This window comes from Myxococcus dinghuensis (genome assembly GCF_024198235.1).
In the GTDB taxonomy this organism is placed as follows: Bacteria; Myxococcota; Myxococcia; order Myxococcales; family Myxococcaceae; genus Myxococcus; species Myxococcus dinghuensis.
This window is the reverse complement of sequence record NZ_JAKCFB010000001.1, coordinates 450,822-466,295: the sequence shown is the minus strand read 5'-3', so window position 1 is coordinate 466,295 and position 15,474 is coordinate 450,822. Positions and strand designations below refer to the sequence as shown.

At 73.2% G+C, this 15,474-nt stretch carries 16 protein-coding genes; 7 read left to right on the top strand and 9 right to left on the bottom strand.

Going from position 1 to position 15,474, the window contains the following annotated elements; all coding sequences use genetic code 11:
- Positions 1-51: 51 nt before the first annotated feature.
- Positions 52-1,329 (bottom strand): dicarboxylate/amino acid:cation symporter, encoded by a 1,278-nt coding sequence (locus LZ198_RS01660; RefSeq protein ID WP_253970058.1) that lies wholly within the window; start codon positions 1,327-1,329, stop codon positions 52-54.
- A 105-nt stretch (positions 1,330-1,434) separates the two neighbouring features.
- On the opposite strand from LZ198_RS01660, the gene LZ198_RS01655 reads away from it, so the two are divergent.
- Entirely contained in the window at positions 1,435-2,073 is a 639-nt protein-coding gene (locus tag LZ198_RS01655; RefSeq protein ID WP_253970057.1) for a hypothetical protein, read from the top strand.
- Here LZ198_RS01655 and LZ198_RS01650 read toward each other — a convergent pair.
- The 5 genes from LZ198_RS01650 to LZ198_RS01630 all read right to left on the bottom strand — a co-directional run bounded on the left by LZ198_RS01650 (position 2,052) and on the right by LZ198_RS01630 (position 8,396).
- Positions 2,052-2,831, bottom strand: a complete 780-nt coding sequence (locus tag LZ198_RS01650; RefSeq protein ID WP_253970056.1) for a DNA-methyltransferase — start codon at positions 2,829-2,831, stop codon at positions 2,052-2,054. The two genes, LZ198_RS01655 and LZ198_RS01650, sit on opposite strands and share 22 nt — an antisense overlap.
- 75 nt (positions 2,832-2,906) lie before the next feature.
- Positions 2,907-3,815, bottom strand: coding sequence for a DUF2381 family protein (locus LZ198_RS01645; RefSeq protein WP_253970055.1), 909 nt, complete (start codon positions 3,813-3,815; stop codon positions 2,907-2,909).
- Between the two features lie 10 nt (positions 3,816-3,825).
- On the bottom strand, positions 3,826-5,865 hold the full coding sequence (locus LZ198_RS01640; RefSeq protein WP_253970054.1) for a serine/threonine protein kinase: 2,040 nt from the start codon (positions 5,863-5,865) through the stop codon (positions 3,826-3,828).
- A gap of 192 nt (positions 5,866-6,057) precedes the next feature.
- Complete coding sequence (locus LZ198_RS01635) at positions 6,058-7,254, bottom strand: TfuA-like protein (protein WP_253970053.1); 1,197 nt, start codon at positions 7,252-7,254, stop codon at positions 6,058-6,060.
- Positions 7,251-8,396, bottom strand: a complete 1,146-nt coding sequence (locus LZ198_RS01630) for a YcaO-like family protein (RefSeq protein WP_253970052.1) — start codon at positions 8,394-8,396, stop codon at positions 7,251-7,253. Before LZ198_RS01630 ends, LZ198_RS01635 begins: the two co-directional genes overlap by 4 nt.
- 363 nt (positions 8,397-8,759) lie before the next feature.
- Between LZ198_RS01630 and LZ198_RS01625 the strand changes: the two genes are divergently transcribed.
- On the top strand, positions 8,760-9,242 hold the full coding sequence (locus LZ198_RS01625) for a peroxiredoxin (protein WP_253970051.1): 483 nt from the start codon (positions 8,760-8,762) through the stop codon (positions 9,240-9,242).
- 12 nt (positions 9,243-9,254) lie between these two features.
- On the opposite strand, the gene LZ198_RS01620 is transcribed toward LZ198_RS01625, so the two are convergent.
- A complete protein-coding gene (locus LZ198_RS01620) occupies positions 9,255-9,833 on the bottom strand; it encodes a TIGR02265 family protein (protein WP_253970050.1) in 579 nt (192 codons plus the stop codon).
- 174 nt (positions 9,834-10,007) lie between these two features.
- On the opposite strand from LZ198_RS01620, the gene LZ198_RS01615 reads away from it, so the two are divergent.
- The 5 genes from LZ198_RS01615 (at position 10,008) to LZ198_RS01595 (ending at position 13,650) form a co-directional block, all read left to right on the top strand.
- Positions 10,008-10,643 carry an RNA polymerase sigma factor gene (locus LZ198_RS01615; protein WP_407667370.1) on the top strand — a complete coding sequence of 212 codons (636 nt, stop codon included), beginning with the start codon at positions 10,008-10,010 and terminating at the stop codon, positions 10,641-10,643.
- Positions 10,643-11,185 (top strand): zf-HC2 domain-containing protein, encoded by a 543-nt coding sequence (locus LZ198_RS01610; RefSeq protein ID WP_253970048.1) that lies wholly within the window; start codon positions 10,643-10,645, stop codon positions 11,183-11,185. The genes LZ198_RS01615 and LZ198_RS01610 overlap by 1 nt, the downstream gene beginning before the upstream one ends.
- A 2-nt stretch (positions 11,186-11,187) precedes the next feature.
- Positions 11,188-11,691 carry a hypothetical protein gene (locus LZ198_RS01605; RefSeq protein WP_253970047.1) on the top strand — a complete coding sequence of 168 codons (504 nt, stop codon included), beginning with the start codon at positions 11,188-11,190 and terminating at the stop codon, positions 11,689-11,691.
- Positions 11,692-11,836: 145 nt separating this feature from the next.
- Positions 11,837-12,421: a DUF4136 domain-containing protein gene (locus LZ198_RS01600; RefSeq protein ID WP_253970046.1), complete on the top strand. Its 585-nt coding sequence runs from the start codon at positions 11,837-11,839 to the stop codon at positions 12,419-12,421.
- A 92-nt stretch (positions 12,422-12,513) separates the two neighbouring features.
- Positions 12,514-13,650 carry a chemotaxis protein gene (locus LZ198_RS01595; RefSeq protein WP_253970045.1) on the top strand — a complete coding sequence of 379 codons (1,137 nt, stop codon included), beginning with the start codon at positions 12,514-12,516 and terminating at the stop codon, positions 13,648-13,650.
- A gap of 27 nt (positions 13,651-13,677) precedes the next feature.
- Here the strand turns inward: LZ198_RS01595 and LZ198_RS01590 are convergent, their stop codons facing one another.
- Complete coding sequence (locus tag LZ198_RS01590; protein ID WP_253970044.1) at positions 13,678-14,661, bottom strand: DUF5996 family protein; 984 nt, start codon at positions 14,659-14,661, stop codon at positions 13,678-13,680.
- Positions 14,662-14,858: 197 nt separating this feature from the next.
- On the bottom strand, positions 14,859-15,455 hold the full coding sequence (locus LZ198_RS01585) for a glutathione peroxidase (RefSeq protein ID WP_253970043.1): 597 nt from the start codon (positions 15,453-15,455) through the stop codon (positions 14,859-14,861).
- Positions 15,456-15,474 lie beyond the last annotated feature (19 nt).

Below are 15,474 nucleotides of genomic sequence, written 5' to 3'. Positions count from 1 at the left end.
GTGCTGCGTGGAACTGCGCTGCGGTGAAGGTGGACCGGGAGGGGCCCGGCGTCAGGGGGTACTGGGGTCCGGTTCGCGCTCGGCGGCCGGGCGGGGGTGCGGCTCCCCGCGCGCCACGTACACCGCGGCGGCCAGGTCCCCGGTGACGTTGAGCGTCGTGCGGCACATGTCCAGGAAGCGGTCCACGCCGAGCACCAGCCCCAGGCCCTCCACCGGAATCTTGAACATGCCCAGGATCATCGCGATGACGGGGATGGAGCCGGCGGGGACGCCCGCGGTGCCGATGCCCGCCAGGATGCAGATGAACATGATGAGCGCCTGCTGCCCCATGTCGAGGGGGACCTCGTAGACCTGGGCCAGGAACAGCACGGTGACGCCCTCGAAGAGCGCGGTGCCGTTCTGGTTCATGGCCGAGCCCGCCGTCAGCACGAAGCGCGAGACGTTGGGCGGCAGCTTGAGGTTCTCCTCGGCCACCTTGAGCGCGGTGGGCAGCGTGGCGCTGGACGAGGACGTGGAGAAGGCGGTGACGATGGCCAGCCGGCACTCCCGGAAGAAGGTGACGGGGCTGAGCCCGCCCAGGAAGCGCACGGACAGCGAGTAGACGACGAACATGTGGATGGCGAGCGCCAGGAGCACCGTGCCCACGTACGCGGCGAGCTGTACGAGGATGCCCAGGCCCAGCTTCGCCGTCATGGTGAACAGGAGCGCGGCGACGCCATACGGCGCCAGCCGCAGCACGCCGTCGATGAGCTTCATCATCACGTCGTACAGGCCCTGGATGGTGTCGCGAAGCTGCGCCACCGCCTTGCCCGGCGTGAGCGCCACGCCCAGGCCGAAGATGAGCGAGAAGACGATGAGGCCGATCATGTCCCCGTCCGAGGCGGCCTTGAGCGGGTTGGTGGGCACCATGGAGGTGAGCACCGCGCCGAACGACGTGGACGAAGGCGGGGGCGCGGCCTGCACCTGCTGCCCCTGCTTCGCCAAGGCGCGCGCCTCCTCGCTCAGCGACGCGCCCGGCTGGATGAGGTTGACCAGCACCAGGCCGATGAGCACGGAGATGGCGGAGAAGACGATGGTGTAGCCCAGCGTCCGCGCGCCCAGGCGCCCCACCTGCTTGAGGTCCAGCTCCGCCACGCCCATGACGAGCGCGGCGAAGAGCAGCGGGACCACCAGCATGAGCAGCAGCCGGATGAAGATCTGCCCGACGGGCGCGGTGAGGTTGTTGACGGTCCAGTCCAGCCACGCCGCCTTCTGCGCGAGGGCGTTCGCGGCGAGCCCCGCCACCGTTCCGGTGACGATGCCGGTGAGCATCTTGTGGTGGGCCTTCATCGAACGGTCTCCGAGCCCTCCTGCCCGGAGGGGGTTGGGCCGCGCAGCCTACCGGCAAAGGAAGGTGGCGCCCACCCTCCGCATGGGACAAAGCTGCGTCCCCACGTGGAACCACTCGTCCAGCTCACCGAAGGCGCCGTCCCCCCCGCCCTCTTCCGCCGGCTGATGCGCCGGCTCGGACGGGTGGGCCGGGAGCGGCTGCGAGACACGTACCAGACGACGTTCTGGTACGACTTCGGCCCTCCGGCCAACGTGGTGGAGGAGATCATCACCACGCTGCGTCCGGGCATCGCCGGGCGCAGGCGCGTCGCCGGCGTGGAGTGGTGGCTGTCGCGCATGTACACCACGGACGTGCGGGTGGACTTCCACCAGGACCGCGACGAGAAGCTCGCCAGGCGCACCGGCGAGCTGGTGCACCCGCGCATCGGCTCCGTGCTGTTCCTCAACCGCGTCCGGGGCGGCGCGCTGGTGGTGACGCGGGAGCTGCCCGAGGAGGGCAACCCGTCCCTGGCGCCCTCGAGGATGGACACCGCGGACGTGGTGGCGCCCCGCCCCAACCGGCTGGTGGTGTTCGACGGGGCGCTCACCCACGGCGTGCTGGACGCGGAGAACCGCATCCCCGACGGGAAGCTGCCGGGGCGCTCGCGGCTGCGGCGCACGCTGGTGATGAACTGGTGGGCCCACCGCCCCACGGACGTCCCGGCGTGGGCCCAGACGCGGCACTACCGGGCGCTGGCGGGCTGAGCCACCTCGGAGGCCGTCTCGCGCAGGCGGTGGGTGACGCGCTCGGCCCACTCCGGTTCGATCTCGAGGCACGCGGGCACGCGCCCCAGGCGCACCGCGGCGGCCGGATGCGAACCGCTGCCCGCGAAGGAGTCCAGCACGGTGTCGCCCGGGCGGCTGTACGCGCGCACCAGCGGCTCGACGACGGAGAAGGGCTTGTGGTGCGGGTGGCTGCCCCAGCGCGCGGCCTCGCCGTCGTCGTCGTAGCCCCCGACGACGGCCCAGGGGGTGGGCAGCGCGGCGGGGTCCAGCGGCGGCTCGGGGGTGCGCGCGAGCACGAGCGCGACCTCGTAGACGCGCAGCGTCTGCTCGTTGGCGTTCTTGTCCGTGGTGCGCTTGCCCCAGACGTACTCGCCGCGCAGGTGGGTGAAGCCCAGGCCCCGCGCGGCGGAGACGATGGGCTCCTTGCCCAGGAGGTTCGTCCAGATGACGAGCGGCGCGTCCGGGGTGAGGTGCGGCACGGCCCGGGAGAGCCAGGCCTCGGAGAAGACGCGGTAGTCGCGCACCGTCTCGAAGCGGACGATGGGGTTCTGGTCGATCTTCTTGTGCGCGCGAGGGTCGCGCAGGTCCCCGCCCTTGCGGCGCCGGGTGAGCAGGCAGTACGGCGGGTCCGTGAGCAGCAGCGAGGCTTTGCGCCCGCCGAGGGCGGCGACGTAGCCCTCCGGCTCGCGGGAGTCGGCGCGGATGCAGCGGAGGGCGTCGGGAGGCAGGGCGGTCATCGTCCGGGGCCGCACCCTACACGGCGGGCCGTGGGGCTCAAGCGTGGAGGTGCCGCGGCCCGCCCCTCGGCGGGCTCAATACAGGGGCACGCCCTCCAGGGTCACCGCGCGTCCGCGCGCGTCCCACAGGCGGAGCACGTAGCGGCCCATGGGCGCGCCCTTCAGGTCCGACGCCATGACCGTGACGGCCTCGTCCCGGTCCGCGCGCAGGGGGCTGGACTGCCGGGGAGGCATCAGCACGAGCGTGTGCCCGCTCGTGCTCGTCAGCGTGCCCCCCGTGGCGACCCACCCCGCGGTGTCGCCGTGCGCGCGCATCATCAGGCGCACCGACAGCCACTGTCGCTTCAGGGACAGGTGCCGCGCGCTGAGCACGGCCAGCTCCGGGTGCGTGCCCGCGGCCGCGCCCCCGAGCTTGCCGATCGACAGGTCGTCGGCGGTGCTCACCGACGACACCAGCACGTCCATGGCGTCCTCCAGGGACGCCGAGGACGGGCACGCCGACCGCGGCTCGGACTCCAGGCGCGCCAGCCGCGCCCTCAGCTCCTCCACCTCCTGGCGGTACGACTCCGCCGGACGGACGCGGCGGTAGACCTCCACCTGGGGTTCGGACCGGGAGAGGTCGACCACCAGTTGGAAGAGCCCCCGCTCCGGCGCCCCGCCTCCCTGGAAGCGGACCTCCATCCGCAGCCGCTCCCCGTCCCGGAACGAGCCCGACGGGACGAGGACCAGGTGGTCCTCGGAGAGACCCAGCCGCTGGAAGCGCTCGCGCCCGTCCAGGATGAGCTGTTCGGGCAGGATGCGCGCGTCGAAGATGAACGTCGTCGCGCGCCCGGGCGCGATGCGCACCTCCTGTGGGGCGCCCTTCGCGTCCGTCCCGACCTCGAGACGACGCACCGGCGGCAGACTGCTCGGGAGCGCGGGCGCCGAGACGTCCGCGCCCAGGGACACCATCACACCCCAGACGAGCGCGAGCACCGAGGACATGGACGGGAGGTCACAGCCGGCCGAGGCGCTTCGTCGCCGCGAAGAAGACCTGGGGGGAGATCAACGGCCGCTCCGGCGTGCTCCCGGGCTCGTAGGGCATGCCCAGCTCCGTCCGGTTCGGGTCCGTGATGTTCGCGCAGAGGGGCAGGCGGCGTCCGTCGGGCAGGATGATTTCGGTGATCCAACCGAAGAGGCGATCCTTGCCCCAGAACACCTTGCCACGGAACTTGCTGCCCACGGGTACGCCCGGGCCCATGTAGCCGTCGATGTAGGGACGCTCACCGAAGGTGTTGAGCGTGAGGGTGCCCCCGTCCGGCGGCGCCGGCTGCGGGTCGATCTCCAGGCGGTGGAGCATGCCGATCTGGAACTCGCTGCCGATGAGCTTGGGCGGCGTGAAGCCCACCTCGTTCATCACCGCGAGGGTGGCCGCGGGGCAGTCCTGCACGGGGGGCTCGTCGCGCAGCGGGGCCGGGCCTCCGGCGCACGCCCCCGCGAGGCAGGCCGCCACCGCGGTCTTCGCGACGGCGCTCCTCGCCGAGGACCGCTTCCGCGCCACGGACGGGACCTGGGCGGCCTCCGTCTCCAACGTCTTGTCCTCGGATGCCTTGTCCTCGCCATCGACCGTGGCGGTACGAGCGACGACCTCCGGCAGGTCCCCCACCTCGCGAGGGTGAATCGGTGAAGGCGACGGGGTTGTCTCAGGGGTGCTGGGGGAACGACTCGTCACGACAGGACTTCCTTTCTCTGCGGGAGGCGGGGGGGGGATGGCCGCCTGCTCGGGGCTCGCGGGCCGCTCGTGGGACACGAGGCCCTGCGCGAAGACACCCAAGGCCAGGAGCAGCATCGCCCCCAGGCCCAGGGCCACGGCGCCACGCCGACGCGCCGGGAGCGGCGCCCCTTCCCCCCTCGAGGGAAGAACCGGCGCGGCGCCCTCCAACCGCTCACCCGGGACGTCTGCGTCCCGCTCCGGCGCGCGCGGCTCCACGGGCGCGAGCGTGGGCGCGGGGGCCACCTCGGGCTCCTCGGAGGGCGCGTGGTCCAGCTCCGGCACCACGCGCACGCGCGGCAGCGCCTCCTGTTCGGCCCCTTCGGGAGCGCCAGGCGCCTCCGGAGGCCGGTCCAGGGAGACCTTCCACGCCGGCTGCCGCTTCTCCTTGGCGACCTCCCACAGCGCCTGCAGGAGCGCCTCGGTCCCCGCGTAGCGGTCCTCGGGGCGCTTGGCCAACAGCCGCATCGCCACGTCGCCCAGCGCCGGGGGCACCTTGGGGTTGATGAGGTGGGGGGCGCGCGGCGTCACCGTCTCGATGGCCGGCAGGAGCCGGTCGTACGGCAGCCGCGGGTCGAACGCGTAACCATCCGTGAGCGCCTCGTACAGGAGCGCGCCCAGCGCGTAGAGGTCGCCCGGCACGCCCGCGTCGAAGCGCGCGCCCTGCGCCCAGGAGCCCTCGCGCAGGAAGGCCACGCACTCGGGGGGCAGCAGGTGGGGCGAGGCCGGCGCCACGCCCACGGTGAGCGTCGTCGCGCCGGGCAGGCGCACCGTGCCCAGGTCGATGAGGAAGGGCCGCTCGTCCTCGCGGCGGATGAGGAGGTTGTCGCCCTTCACGTCCCGGTGGTGCAGTCCGCGCCGGTGCAGGTCCGCCACCGCGCGCACCACCTCCGTGAACACCGTCAGGAGGTGGGCCGCCGACGGCTTCACGCGCCAGCGCCACTCGTGGAACGTCTCGCCGTCGATGAAGTCGGTGACGAAGTACAGGTAGCCGTCGGGCGGCTCCGGCCAGCGGTCCACCGTGTGGACCCGCGGCAGGTTGGGATGGGGCGCGCAGGCCAGGAGCGTCGCCACCTCGTGCGACAGCCTCCCGTTGATGTCCTCCTCCTCGGAGGCCTGGGGCCCCGCGGGCCGCAGCGCCATCTTCATCGTGAAGAAGCGCCCGCCGCGCTCCACCTTGAAGACGCGCCCGAAGCCGCCGGCGCCCAGCGACGCCACCACGCGCCAGGGGCCTACCTCGCCGCCCGGCTCCAACTGGTCGGGATGGAAGGGAGACGACCTCACGCCGGCCCACCTCCGCCGGGCACGTCAGCCCACGCCGCCGGCCCCGAGCGGCGCCAGGAGGGCGCACGCGTCGCGAGAGGCTCGGTGACCACCCAGTGAACGGGGCTGAACAAGGGCAACCTCCAGGGTTGACCCTACCCCTTCTGGGAGGTCTGTCACGTTTTTACCGACCCTCCGGGTGATGTTCCGGGCTCAGTCCGACCCGACGTCCCCGGTCGGGCGCCGCGTCGGCGACGCCCGGCGTCCCGGCGCGGAGAGGGCGCGGGCGGCCTCGGCCCACAGGCCCCGCAGGCGCGCCTCGGAGGCCAGGGCCTCCTCCCAGGACGGCCCGTCCGGGAGCATGCGCGAGGCGGAGGTGAGCAGGAGCCGCTCCAGGGCCAGGTCCTCGCACAGCCGGCGCAGGCCCGCGTCGTCCAGGCCGTTCTCCTCGAGCCACGCGGCCCGCCGGCGGACCGGCACGCCCCGCTCCGTCCACCACGCCTCGCGCATCGCCTCGATGTCCGCGGCGCCGACGGTCAGCCCCTGGGAGCGGGCCCAGCCCACCAGCAGCGCGCGCCGCAGCCCCGCCTCCGCCAGCTCCGTGGCGTCGGGGTGTTCGCTCAGCGCGGCCACCACGCGCCCGGAGGAGACGAGGTGCCCCCCCGCGCGGCCCACGTCCTCCATGAGCCGGCGGCGACGCACCAGCGATGACGGCTCGCGACGCGCGCCGACGGGCGCGGGCGCCCCGGAGCGCACCCACGCGGACGCGGCGTCCAGGCACGCCAGCGCGTCCAGCCGCTTGAGGTCCTCCTTCCCCGTCGGGAACCAGGCGCGCCAGGCGGCGAGCGTCGCGGCGGACCAGTGGGAGGACACCTGCTCCAGCACGCGGGCCCAGGTGCGCTCCTGGTAGAAGATCGCCCGCGCCACCGCCACCAGGGCGCGGGCCGCGCGGGCCTCCAGCACGCCCGCCTCGCGCGCCCGGTCCGCCAGGTGGCGCACGTTGACCAGCGGCACCGTCAGCGGTCGCCAGCCGTGCTCCGCGTCGGCGTGCAGCAGCGCCACCTCCGCGTCGTCGGACACCACGCCGTCGCGATACCAGCCGAAGATGCGGCCCACGCCCACCATGCCGTGTGGCGCCAGCTCCACCGCCCGCAGCGCGCCCATGCTCGAGCCGCCGAAGACGGCCACGCCCGCCTCCAGCGCGGCCAGCAGCTCGTGGTGCCACACCGAGGGCTGGGCCTCGAAGACGCCGTCCACCAGCGCGATGGCCCGGGGCCGCAGCGCCAGCGCGCGCCACACGTCGCCCTGGCGCGCCGGGGGCAGCACCGTGCAGGGCACCCGCTTGCGCGCCTCGTCCGCGGGCAGCGACGGCCCCAGGAACACGACCAGTTCGTCCGCGCGCCGCTTCACAAGAGCTCCGAGATGCACATGCCCGGCACCACCACCTTGCGCACGGCCAGCTCCGCCACCGGCGCATCGAGCGAGACCGCCGCCACGCGCGTGAAGCCCGCGCGCCCCAACCGCGACAACACGGCGCTCACGGCCCGGGACGCGGAGCGTCCCTCCGCCGTCAGGTCCGGCACGTCCTCCACCTTCCGCCGGGCGCGCACGCTCGCGCACGCGCGGCCGAACTCCCGCGCGGCCTCCCGGTCCACCGCGGCCACGTCCTCGCGCGCGCCGTGGATGTCCGTGAGCCGCGACTGCGCCGCCTCCAGCAGGGCCTTGAGCAGGGCCTCGTCGCGCCCGAGCGCGCAGGCGTAGCCCGCGGTGAGGGGCACGGGCCCCTCCTCCAGGTCCACGAGCACCGCCGCGCCCACCGGCAGCCCCACACGGCCCCGTGTCCGCGCCGCGGGCGTCGCGTCGAAGAGGTACACGCCGAAGCCGCGCGCGCCCAGGTGCTCCGCCAGCTCCGCCGTGCGGGGAGCCCCCAGCGCCAGCTCCGCCGGCCGCAGCATCCGCCGCGTCACCGCCTCCTCCGTCCAACCGTCCGGGAAGGCCCGCGCCAGCTGGTCCCGCTCCGTGGCCTCCAGGAGCGCGTGCAAGAGCGCGCGGGCCGGCTCCACGTGCGCGCCGGAGCCGTTGCTGGTCCACGCCGTGGCCACGGGTCCCAGCGAGGGCCCTCGCGCCGGAGGCACGTACACGCCCTGGGCGGGCACCCACACGGGCGTCCCCGAGTGCAGCTCCACCGCCTCCCGCCACGCGCACCGCACCTCGTCGCTCCACAGCCGGGGCTCCACCAGCGCCCCCGCGGACCCGAGCGCGTCCGCGCCCCACGTCGCGCCCAAGCGCCCCTCCAGCTCCGCGCGCGAGCCCCACCGGAGGGCGGCCGGCGCCACCGTCTCCGCCGCCCACAGCTCCGCCGTCTCCAGCAACGCGCCCCAGGTGGCCGCCTCGGCGGTGAGCCCCTTGCCGTTGCAGACCTGGAGCACGTGCCCGCCCGGTCGCACGGCGCACGCCACCTCGACGCCCGTCCGGTCCAGGCCGGTGATCCGGGCCACGCGGGTGACACCCATCGCCCGGGACAGCCGGGCCTGGAGCGCCAGGGAGAACATGACGTCCCGGGTCTTCCGTCCCGGGGGAGATGACCGTCTTTGTCGAGCCACGGCGGGCGGATATCACCCCACCCCCGGTCCGGTCAGCTCGCATGCGCTCCCGGGCGGCCGCGACTCACCCGACCTGGGGAGGCCACCTGGCGCCTGGACGGGGTACGAGCCTGCGCGCGCCTCAACATTACTTAACACCCCCTGGCGCCGAACAATGAGATGGAGCACGTGCGCCTCGAGGGCTTCCGGGACGGACCGTCCCGCCGTCCTCGGGCGAACGGGTCGGCGACGCGAGGAAGGGTTCCTCCGGGGCCGCGCCGGAAACGCGCCACCGGTGGGCCGCTCGTGGCCCCCAGGAAGGAAGCCGTCCGCATGCCCGCCATCGGAGACCTCGCGCCGGACTTCTTCGCCGCGGACTGTCACGGCGCCCCCGTGCGGCTGTCCGCGCTGCGCGGCCGGCGCGTCATCCTCTTCTTCTACCCGAAGGCCTTCACGCTCGGCTGCACCATCGAGAACCGGGCGTTCCGGGACAACCACGAGCGCATCCGCGAGCTGGGCGCCGAGCTGGTCGGCGTCTCCGTGGACACGCAGCGCACCCAGTGCGAGTTCGCGGAGAAGGAAGGCATCCACTTCTCGCTGCTCGGAGACCCGGACCGGACCATCAGCCGCGCCTACGACGTGCTGTGGCCCGTGGTCCGCGTGGACCGCCGCGTCACGTTCATCATCGACCCGGAGGGCCGCATCGAGGACATCATCCGTCACGAGATGCGCGTCTACCGCCACCTCGACGACGTGCTGCGCTTCCTCGAGACCCACCCGCCGGCGGACGCGTCCGCCTACGGGACGGCGGCCTGAGGCGCCGCGACCTCAATCCCACTCGCAGAGGTATTCGCAGTGCGGCGCGCCTCGCGCGCGACACATGGGGTGGCTGACGCGCACTCGCACCCCGCCGCACAGCTCGATGGCCCGCTGGTGCCAGCCGACGATGGTGCAGCAGTCGGCCTCGGTGACGTTCTCCGCGCCGAAGGTGCGCAGCACCGCGGAGCGAGGCCCCGTGTGCTCGTACGTGCGCGAGCCCACGGCGTAGTAGTAGCGGTAGATGCGCGCCGCCTGCCCCAGCAGGAAGTGCGGGTCCCCCGGCCGCACGAAGACGTGCTGGGCCCCGTGGAGCGCCTCGTCCGCCGACGCGCGCCCCATCTCCACGAACGCCCGCCGCTCGTCCTCCGGCGACAGCACCGCCGCGATGGCCGTGTCCAACCGCAGGTTGAGCTCCAGCGGGTACCAGGCGACCGGCAGCAGCATCTTCCGCAGCAGCGCCTGGTCCGCCGGGGGCAGCCGTCCGAGGACGGCATCGACACACACCTGCCCACCCTGCTGGCGCAGCATGTTCAGGCGGGAGATGAGGACGCCCCCCTTGATGCGAGAGCCCGAGTCTTCCGTCATCATGACCGGTCCGTGGGTTGCACCAACGGCGGGTATTGTGACAGCGAGCGTGAGAATCGGGCAACAACCCACGCCGCCGGTGTGCCCCCGGGTGCCGTCTTTCCAGCACTCCCCTGGGAGGGGGCCGGGGAGGCGGGGCGAAAATAACCTTCGCCGGCCTCGGGGGTTGAAGGGTCCGTGAGCATCAGGGAGACAGGCGGCCGGGTCGTGGCGATGCCGTCTCGGCGGATGGCCCTCGAACAGGCCCCGGACGAGGTGCTGTGTCGCGCCTTCCTGGACGGGGAGGAGACGGCCTTCGAGGTGCTGGTGACGCGACACCAGGCGCTCGTCTTCTCCCTGGTGCGCCGCTACGTGTCGCGGCCGGAGGACGCCGCGGATCTGGTCCAGGGGGCGTTCCTGCGCGCGCTGGAGGCCTCGCAGCGGGTGTTCGCCCGCTTCACGCGGCTGGGGCCGGCGCCGTTCCGCGCGTGGCTGGTGCGCATCGCCTTGAACCTGGCGAAGAACCACGCCCGGCAGGGGCAGCGGTGGCGGCCCGTCCTGGTGGAGGCGGTGGCGGACGACGTGGCGGAGGCGCCCGGGGAGTCCGCCCAGGAGGCGCTGGAGCGGGCGGAGCGGGAGCGGCGGGTCCGGGCGGAGGTGCTGGCGCTGCCGAGGCGTCAGCGCGAGGTGCTCACGCTGCGGGTGGACGGCGGCCTGCCGTTCAAGGACATCGCGGAGACGCTCGGCATCTCCGAGAACAATGCCAAGGTGCAGTTCCACCTCGCGGTGAAGCGCCTCAAGGCGCGCGTGAGTGGACCGGAGGAGAGGGGCTGATGGCTGCGTGCGCTGACCAGGAAGAGCGGCTGGACCTGCATGCCGCGGGCGCGCTCGACACGACGGAGACGGTGGTGCTGCTCCAGCACCTGGAGTCGTGCGAGGGCTGTCGCGACGCGCTCCGGGCGTCCATGGAGGTGTTGTCGCTGGCGGCGCTCCCGCCCCCCTCCCCCGCGGAGCGGTCCGCGCGGGAGGCCCTGCCACGGCGGGCCCTGTCCGCGTGGAAGCGGGAGCAGACGCGGCACGCCCTGCGGCGGCGCACGCTCGGCTCCCTGGCGGCCGTGGCCGCGGTCGCCGCGGTGATGGTCCTGGGGCCGTGGCGCCCCGCGGTGTCGACGAACCGGACGCCGGACTCGCCCACGGCTCCGGTGGAGAACCTCCAGGCCAGCGCCGCGACCGACGAGCAGACGATGGCGGACTTCGAGGAGTGGGCGGGGCTGGAGCCGCTGGAGACCACCGACGTGGCCGCGCTGGACGACGACGCGCTGTTCGACGACGTCGACGCGTGGGACGACGACTTCGAGCTGGGAGAGACGCTGTGACGATGACGAAGCGGATGCGAGGCGCGGCGCTGGCGCTGCTGCTCACCCCCTGGCTGGCGGCGGCCGAGCCCCCGCCCAGGCCGACGATGGAGGAGCGCATCACCGAGCGCCTCGAGCGCGCGGAGAAGCGCATGCGGCTGCGGCAGGTGCTGCAACTGTCCGACGCGCTGGAGCTGGACAACGCCCAGGCCCTGAAGATGGAGGAGACGCTGCGGCGCTTCGACGAGAAGCGGCGGCCCCTGCGCGAGCAGGTGCGGGACTCCGCGCGCGTGCTCCACCAGGCCTCGCGCGGCGACAGCGCGGCCCTGGCCCAGGTGGACAGCGCCGCGCAGCGCGCCTTCGAGGCCCGCGAGCGCATCGCCGCGCTGGACCGCGAGATGTACCAGGCGCTCGCCAAGGACCTGCCGGCGGAGAAGCGGGCGAAGCTCGCCCTCACCCTGGCGCGCGCCGAGGGGCGGATGAAGCGCGCCTGGCGCGGCGGTCCCGAGGCCGCCCAGGACGACTGAGCCCGCTCCGCGCGTCCGCTTCCCGTCACCAGGGTGCGACCGGAGGCGGACGCGGGCATGCCCTCCCGAGCCTGGGAGGGCGTCCGCGCATGACTACCCTCTGGAGGCCCAGGGCGCGCATCGCGCCGGGACCGAGGAGGTTTCCATGCGGCTTCTGCCACGACTTGCTCCACCGCTGCTGGCGCTGCTGTTCGCGGCCTGCAGCAGCATCAATGTCAACACCAACTACGACCCGGGCGCCGTCCAGCAGCTCGACAGCTACAAGACCTACGCCTGGATGCCGCAGCCCACGGGCAGCGACAAGCGCGTCTACAACCCCATCGTCGGCGCGCAGGTCGAGAAGGCCACCGACCAGTACCTCCAGTCCCGCGGCTACCAACGGGTGGACCCGGGCTCCAATCCGAACTTCCTCATCGGCTGGCACGGCGCCATCAACGAGAAGCTGGAGGCGGATACGGTCAACTCCTACTACGGCTATCCGTACGACCCGGTCTGGGATCCGTTCTTCCTCGGCCCCGGGCCCGTGGTGCCGGAGACGTACGTGCGCCAGTACGAGGAGGGCACCCTGCTGCTCGACATCGTGGACGCGTCCTCGCAGAAGCTCGTCTGGCGCGGCACGGCCAAGTCGGAGCTCAAGGAGAACGCCGACGCCGAATCGCAGCAGAAGCGGATCTACAAGGCCGTCTCGAAGATGCTGAAGGACTTCCCGCCGAAGGAGAAGAAGAAGTGAGCCGCGCGCGGGCCGCGTTCCCGGGCGGACGGCCCGCTGCCCCCGGGGACGCTCGGCCCGTCCGCGACGCGTGAGCACCTTCGGCGGGCTCCATGTGCCGCCACCGCCACGTCCCCGTCCTCGCGCTGCTGCTCGCATGGCTCGCCGGGTGTGCGACGACGGAACAGAAGACGGAGCTGGCCCGGCGCGTGGGCCGCTCGGACCTGTCCGTCGCCGCGCTGCGCACGCGCGTGCGTGACATGGCGCGCCGGTTCTCCGGCCTGCTGGAGGTCTCCGCGGACGACATCGCCGCGAAGGCGGGCACGCCGTCCGTGCGCGACGCGATGACGACCTTCAAGCTCAACGCCATCCCCGCGATGCAGGGCGCGCTGCTCCAGCCCGACCCGGTGGCGGCGCTGGTGGATGCCTGGGCCCTGCTCGCCCAGCTCCAGATCGCCCTCCCCGAGCGGGCCGAGCGCGCGGGCGCGACTCCCGAGGTGATGACCGAGGCCAGCCGCCTCCTCCGGGAACAGGAGGGAGAAGTCGAGGCGCTGTGGCGCGAGCTGTCCGGCCGGCAGGACGTTTCGCACGCCCGGGCGCGGGTCTATGCGTGGGCGAAGGACCACCCACTGATTGGCCCGCTCGTGGCCCGCCAGTCCACCGTCCCGCTGCTCGCGGACCTGACGGACCAGTCGAACCTGGGGGCGCTGCGCAGGGCGGCCTCGCTGACCGAGGACGTGCGCGACATCACCACGCGGGTGGACCTGTACGCCGCATCCCTGCCTCGACAGGCGCGGTGGCAGGTGGAGTCGATGACCCAGGAGGCCCTGAGGGCCCTTCCCGCCCGGGAGGCGATGGAGGAGCTGCGCCACGCCGTGGCGGCCCTCGACGCGGTGGGCGCCCTCGCCTCGACGACGCCCGCGATGCTGGCCCGCGAACGCCAGGCCGTGCTGACGGCCCTGGATGCCGAGCGCGAGGCCCTCCAACGCTTCGTCGAGAGCGAACGGCGGGCGCTCACGGAGACGCTGCGCGGCGAGCGGCAGGTGGTGCTCGCCACGCTGCGCACGGAGCGCATCGAGGCGCTCCAGCAAACCGAGCACATGGGCCATGGCCTCGTGGACCACGCGTTCGACCGGCTCACCACGCTGGTCGACCGCGTCCTGTTGGGAGTGCTCGCGCTGGGGGTGCTGGGCGTCGCCGGCGCCATCGCCATCGCCGCGCTCGTCCTGCGCGGCTGGCGTGGGGGCTGAGCCCGGCGGGCCCGGGAGCGGAGGCGCCTACTCCCCGGCCGTCGCCCCCTCGGTGGCCCGGGTGGCCTTCACGCTCTCCGGCAGGATGAGCGGCCGCTCGAGCCGCTCGCGCTCCCAATCCCCCAGGTCCGCGCAGGCCTCATAGGTGCTCTGGAAGAAGTCGAGCAGGAAGGCCCGTGGGTCGTCCGCCTGGCGCACCGCATCGTACGACAGGAGGAACTCCTTGAAGGTCGTGTCGTAGCGGGCCGCGGACGGGCGTGCCGTCGCCTTCGAGAAGCCCTCGGGCTCCGGCGAGGCGTAGCAATAGAAGGCCGCGCCGCCCAGGGACTCGGTGCCGGGCCAGAAGCCCGCGCTGCACACCTCCTCGCAGTAGGCCTCCAGCGTCACCGCGTCCGCGCCGGGGCGGTCCGGCGCGGGGCGTCCACCGAAGCGCGTCACCGCCAGGTCGAAGCTCCCCCAGAAGAACTGCACCGGGCTGCACTTGCCGGTGAAGCGCGAGCGGAACTCCTCGAGCACGACGTCGGCCTGGAGCATCGCCCGCCACCAACGCCGGGCCTGCTCGGCGTCATAGGTGGAGTGCCGCTGGTCCTTGCTGAAGGGCGTGGTGTCGTCCGGAATCTCCACCGGCCGCTCCCAGATGCGCACGTCGATGCCCAGCGAGCGCAGCGTGGCCATGACGTCCCGGTAGAACTCCGCCACCGGGCGGGCCGCCAGCTCCATCACCCGCATGTCGCCCTGGCTCGTCTCGAAGCGCAGCTCGCTGGAGAGGAAGTCGAACTCCGCCTGGAAGGCGCTCTCCTTGTAGGGGATGAGCCGGGTGGTCAGCCCCCGGGGCGTCAGGCGGAACGACACGTTCCACCAATGGTTCTCCGGCGGCGTCAGCGCCAGCCGGACCTTGCCGAGCACCTGCGTGTACCGGTGCAGCGTGGCGAGGGTGTCCTTCCACTCCGAGAAGGAAAGAGCCGGCCAGGCCTCCTCCCGGGTCTCCGTCATCGTCGACGCGATGGCCATGCGGCTCCCTCCTCCAGGGCCAACGTCCGACCCTCACGGTGGGGCCCGGACGTCACGCATGCCACGCCCGTCGCTGGGGCCGCACGCAGGGAAGCCGGAGGACGGAGCGAAGGTCCTCGCGAGCCCCCACGGGCCACCAGGCGACGAAGCGCCGGACCGGGTGGACGCCCGGACCGACGCAGGTCACCTCCGGACGACTACTGCGCGAGCGCCGCGTCGATGGCCTTGCGCAGCTCGTCGCTCTCCGGCGTCACCTTGCTGGGGAAGCCCGCGCGCACCTGGCCGTCCTTGCCCACCACGTACTTGTGGAAGTTCCACTTGGGCGCCTCGTGGTCCTTGGAGAGGAAGGCGTAGACGGGGGACTGGCCCTCGCCCTTCGTCTTCACCTTCTCGAACATGGGGAAGGTGACCTTGAAGCGCAGCTCGCAGAACTGCTTGATCTGCTCGGACGTGCCCGGCTCCTGGCCGCCGAAGTCGTTGGACGGGAAGCCGACGACGACGACGCCCTTGTCCTTGTAGTCCTGGTACAGCTTCTCCAGGCCCGCGTACTGCGGCGTGTAGCCACACTCGGACGCGGTGTTGACGACGAGGACGACCTTGCCCTGGAAGTCGGAGAGCTTCTCGGGCTTGCCGTCGAGGCGGTTGGCGGTGAGGTCGTGGAAGGACATGGGCTTCTTCTCGCTCGGGGGCTGGGACTTCGCTTGGGTCGTCGCGGGCTTCGCCGCCGGTCCGCCGGCCAGGGCCGGGGTGGCGGCGAGCGCGGTGACGACGCCGATGACAGAGAGGGTCTTCATGGCGGCGACAGCATGCCGA

Excerpts from the sequence above, each read along its gene's own strand:
- LZ198_RS01660 (WP_253970058.1), bottom strand. The coding sequence starts at position 1,329 with ATGAAGGCCCACCACAAGATGCTCACCGGCATCGTCACCGGAACGGTG.
- LZ198_RS01650 (WP_253970056.1), bottom strand. The coding sequence starts at position 2,831 with ATGACCGCCCTGCCTCCCGACGCCCTCCGCTGCATCCGCGCCGACTCC.
- LZ198_RS01645 (WP_253970055.1), bottom strand. The coding sequence starts at position 3,815 with ATGTCCTCGGTGCTCGCGCTCGTCTGGGGTGTGATGGTGTCCCTGGGC.
- LZ198_RS01630 (WP_253970052.1), bottom strand. The coding sequence starts at position 8,396 with ATGTTCTCCCTGGCGCTCCAGGCCCGGCTGTCCCGGGCGATGGGTGTC.
- LZ198_RS01625 (WP_253970051.1), top strand. The coding sequence starts at position 8,760 with ATGCCCGCCATCGGAGACCTCGCGCCGGACTTCTTCGCCGCGGACTGT.
- LZ198_RS01620 (WP_253970050.1), bottom strand. The coding sequence starts at position 9,833 with ATGATGACGGAAGACTCGGGCTCTCGCATCAAGGGGGGCGTCCTCATC.
- LZ198_RS01610 (WP_253970048.1), top strand. The coding sequence starts at position 10,643 with ATGGCTGCGTGCGCTGACCAGGAAGAGCGGCTGGACCTGCATGCCGCG.
- LZ198_RS01605 (WP_253970047.1), top strand. The coding sequence starts at position 11,188 with ATGACGAAGCGGATGCGAGGCGCGGCGCTGGCGCTGCTGCTCACCCCC.
- LZ198_RS01600 (WP_253970046.1), top strand. The coding sequence starts at position 11,837 with ATGCGGCTTCTGCCACGACTTGCTCCACCGCTGCTGGCGCTGCTGTTC.
- LZ198_RS01595 (WP_253970045.1), top strand. The coding sequence starts at position 12,514 with ATGTGCCGCCACCGCCACGTCCCCGTCCTCGCGCTGCTGCTCGCATGG.
- LZ198_RS01590 (WP_253970044.1), bottom strand. The coding sequence starts at position 14,661 with ATGGCCATCGCGTCGACGATGACGGAGACCCGGGAGGAGGCCTGGCCG.
- LZ198_RS01585 (WP_253970043.1), bottom strand. The coding sequence starts at position 15,455 with ATGAAGACCCTCTCTGTCATCGGCGTCGTCACCGCGCTCGCCGCCACC.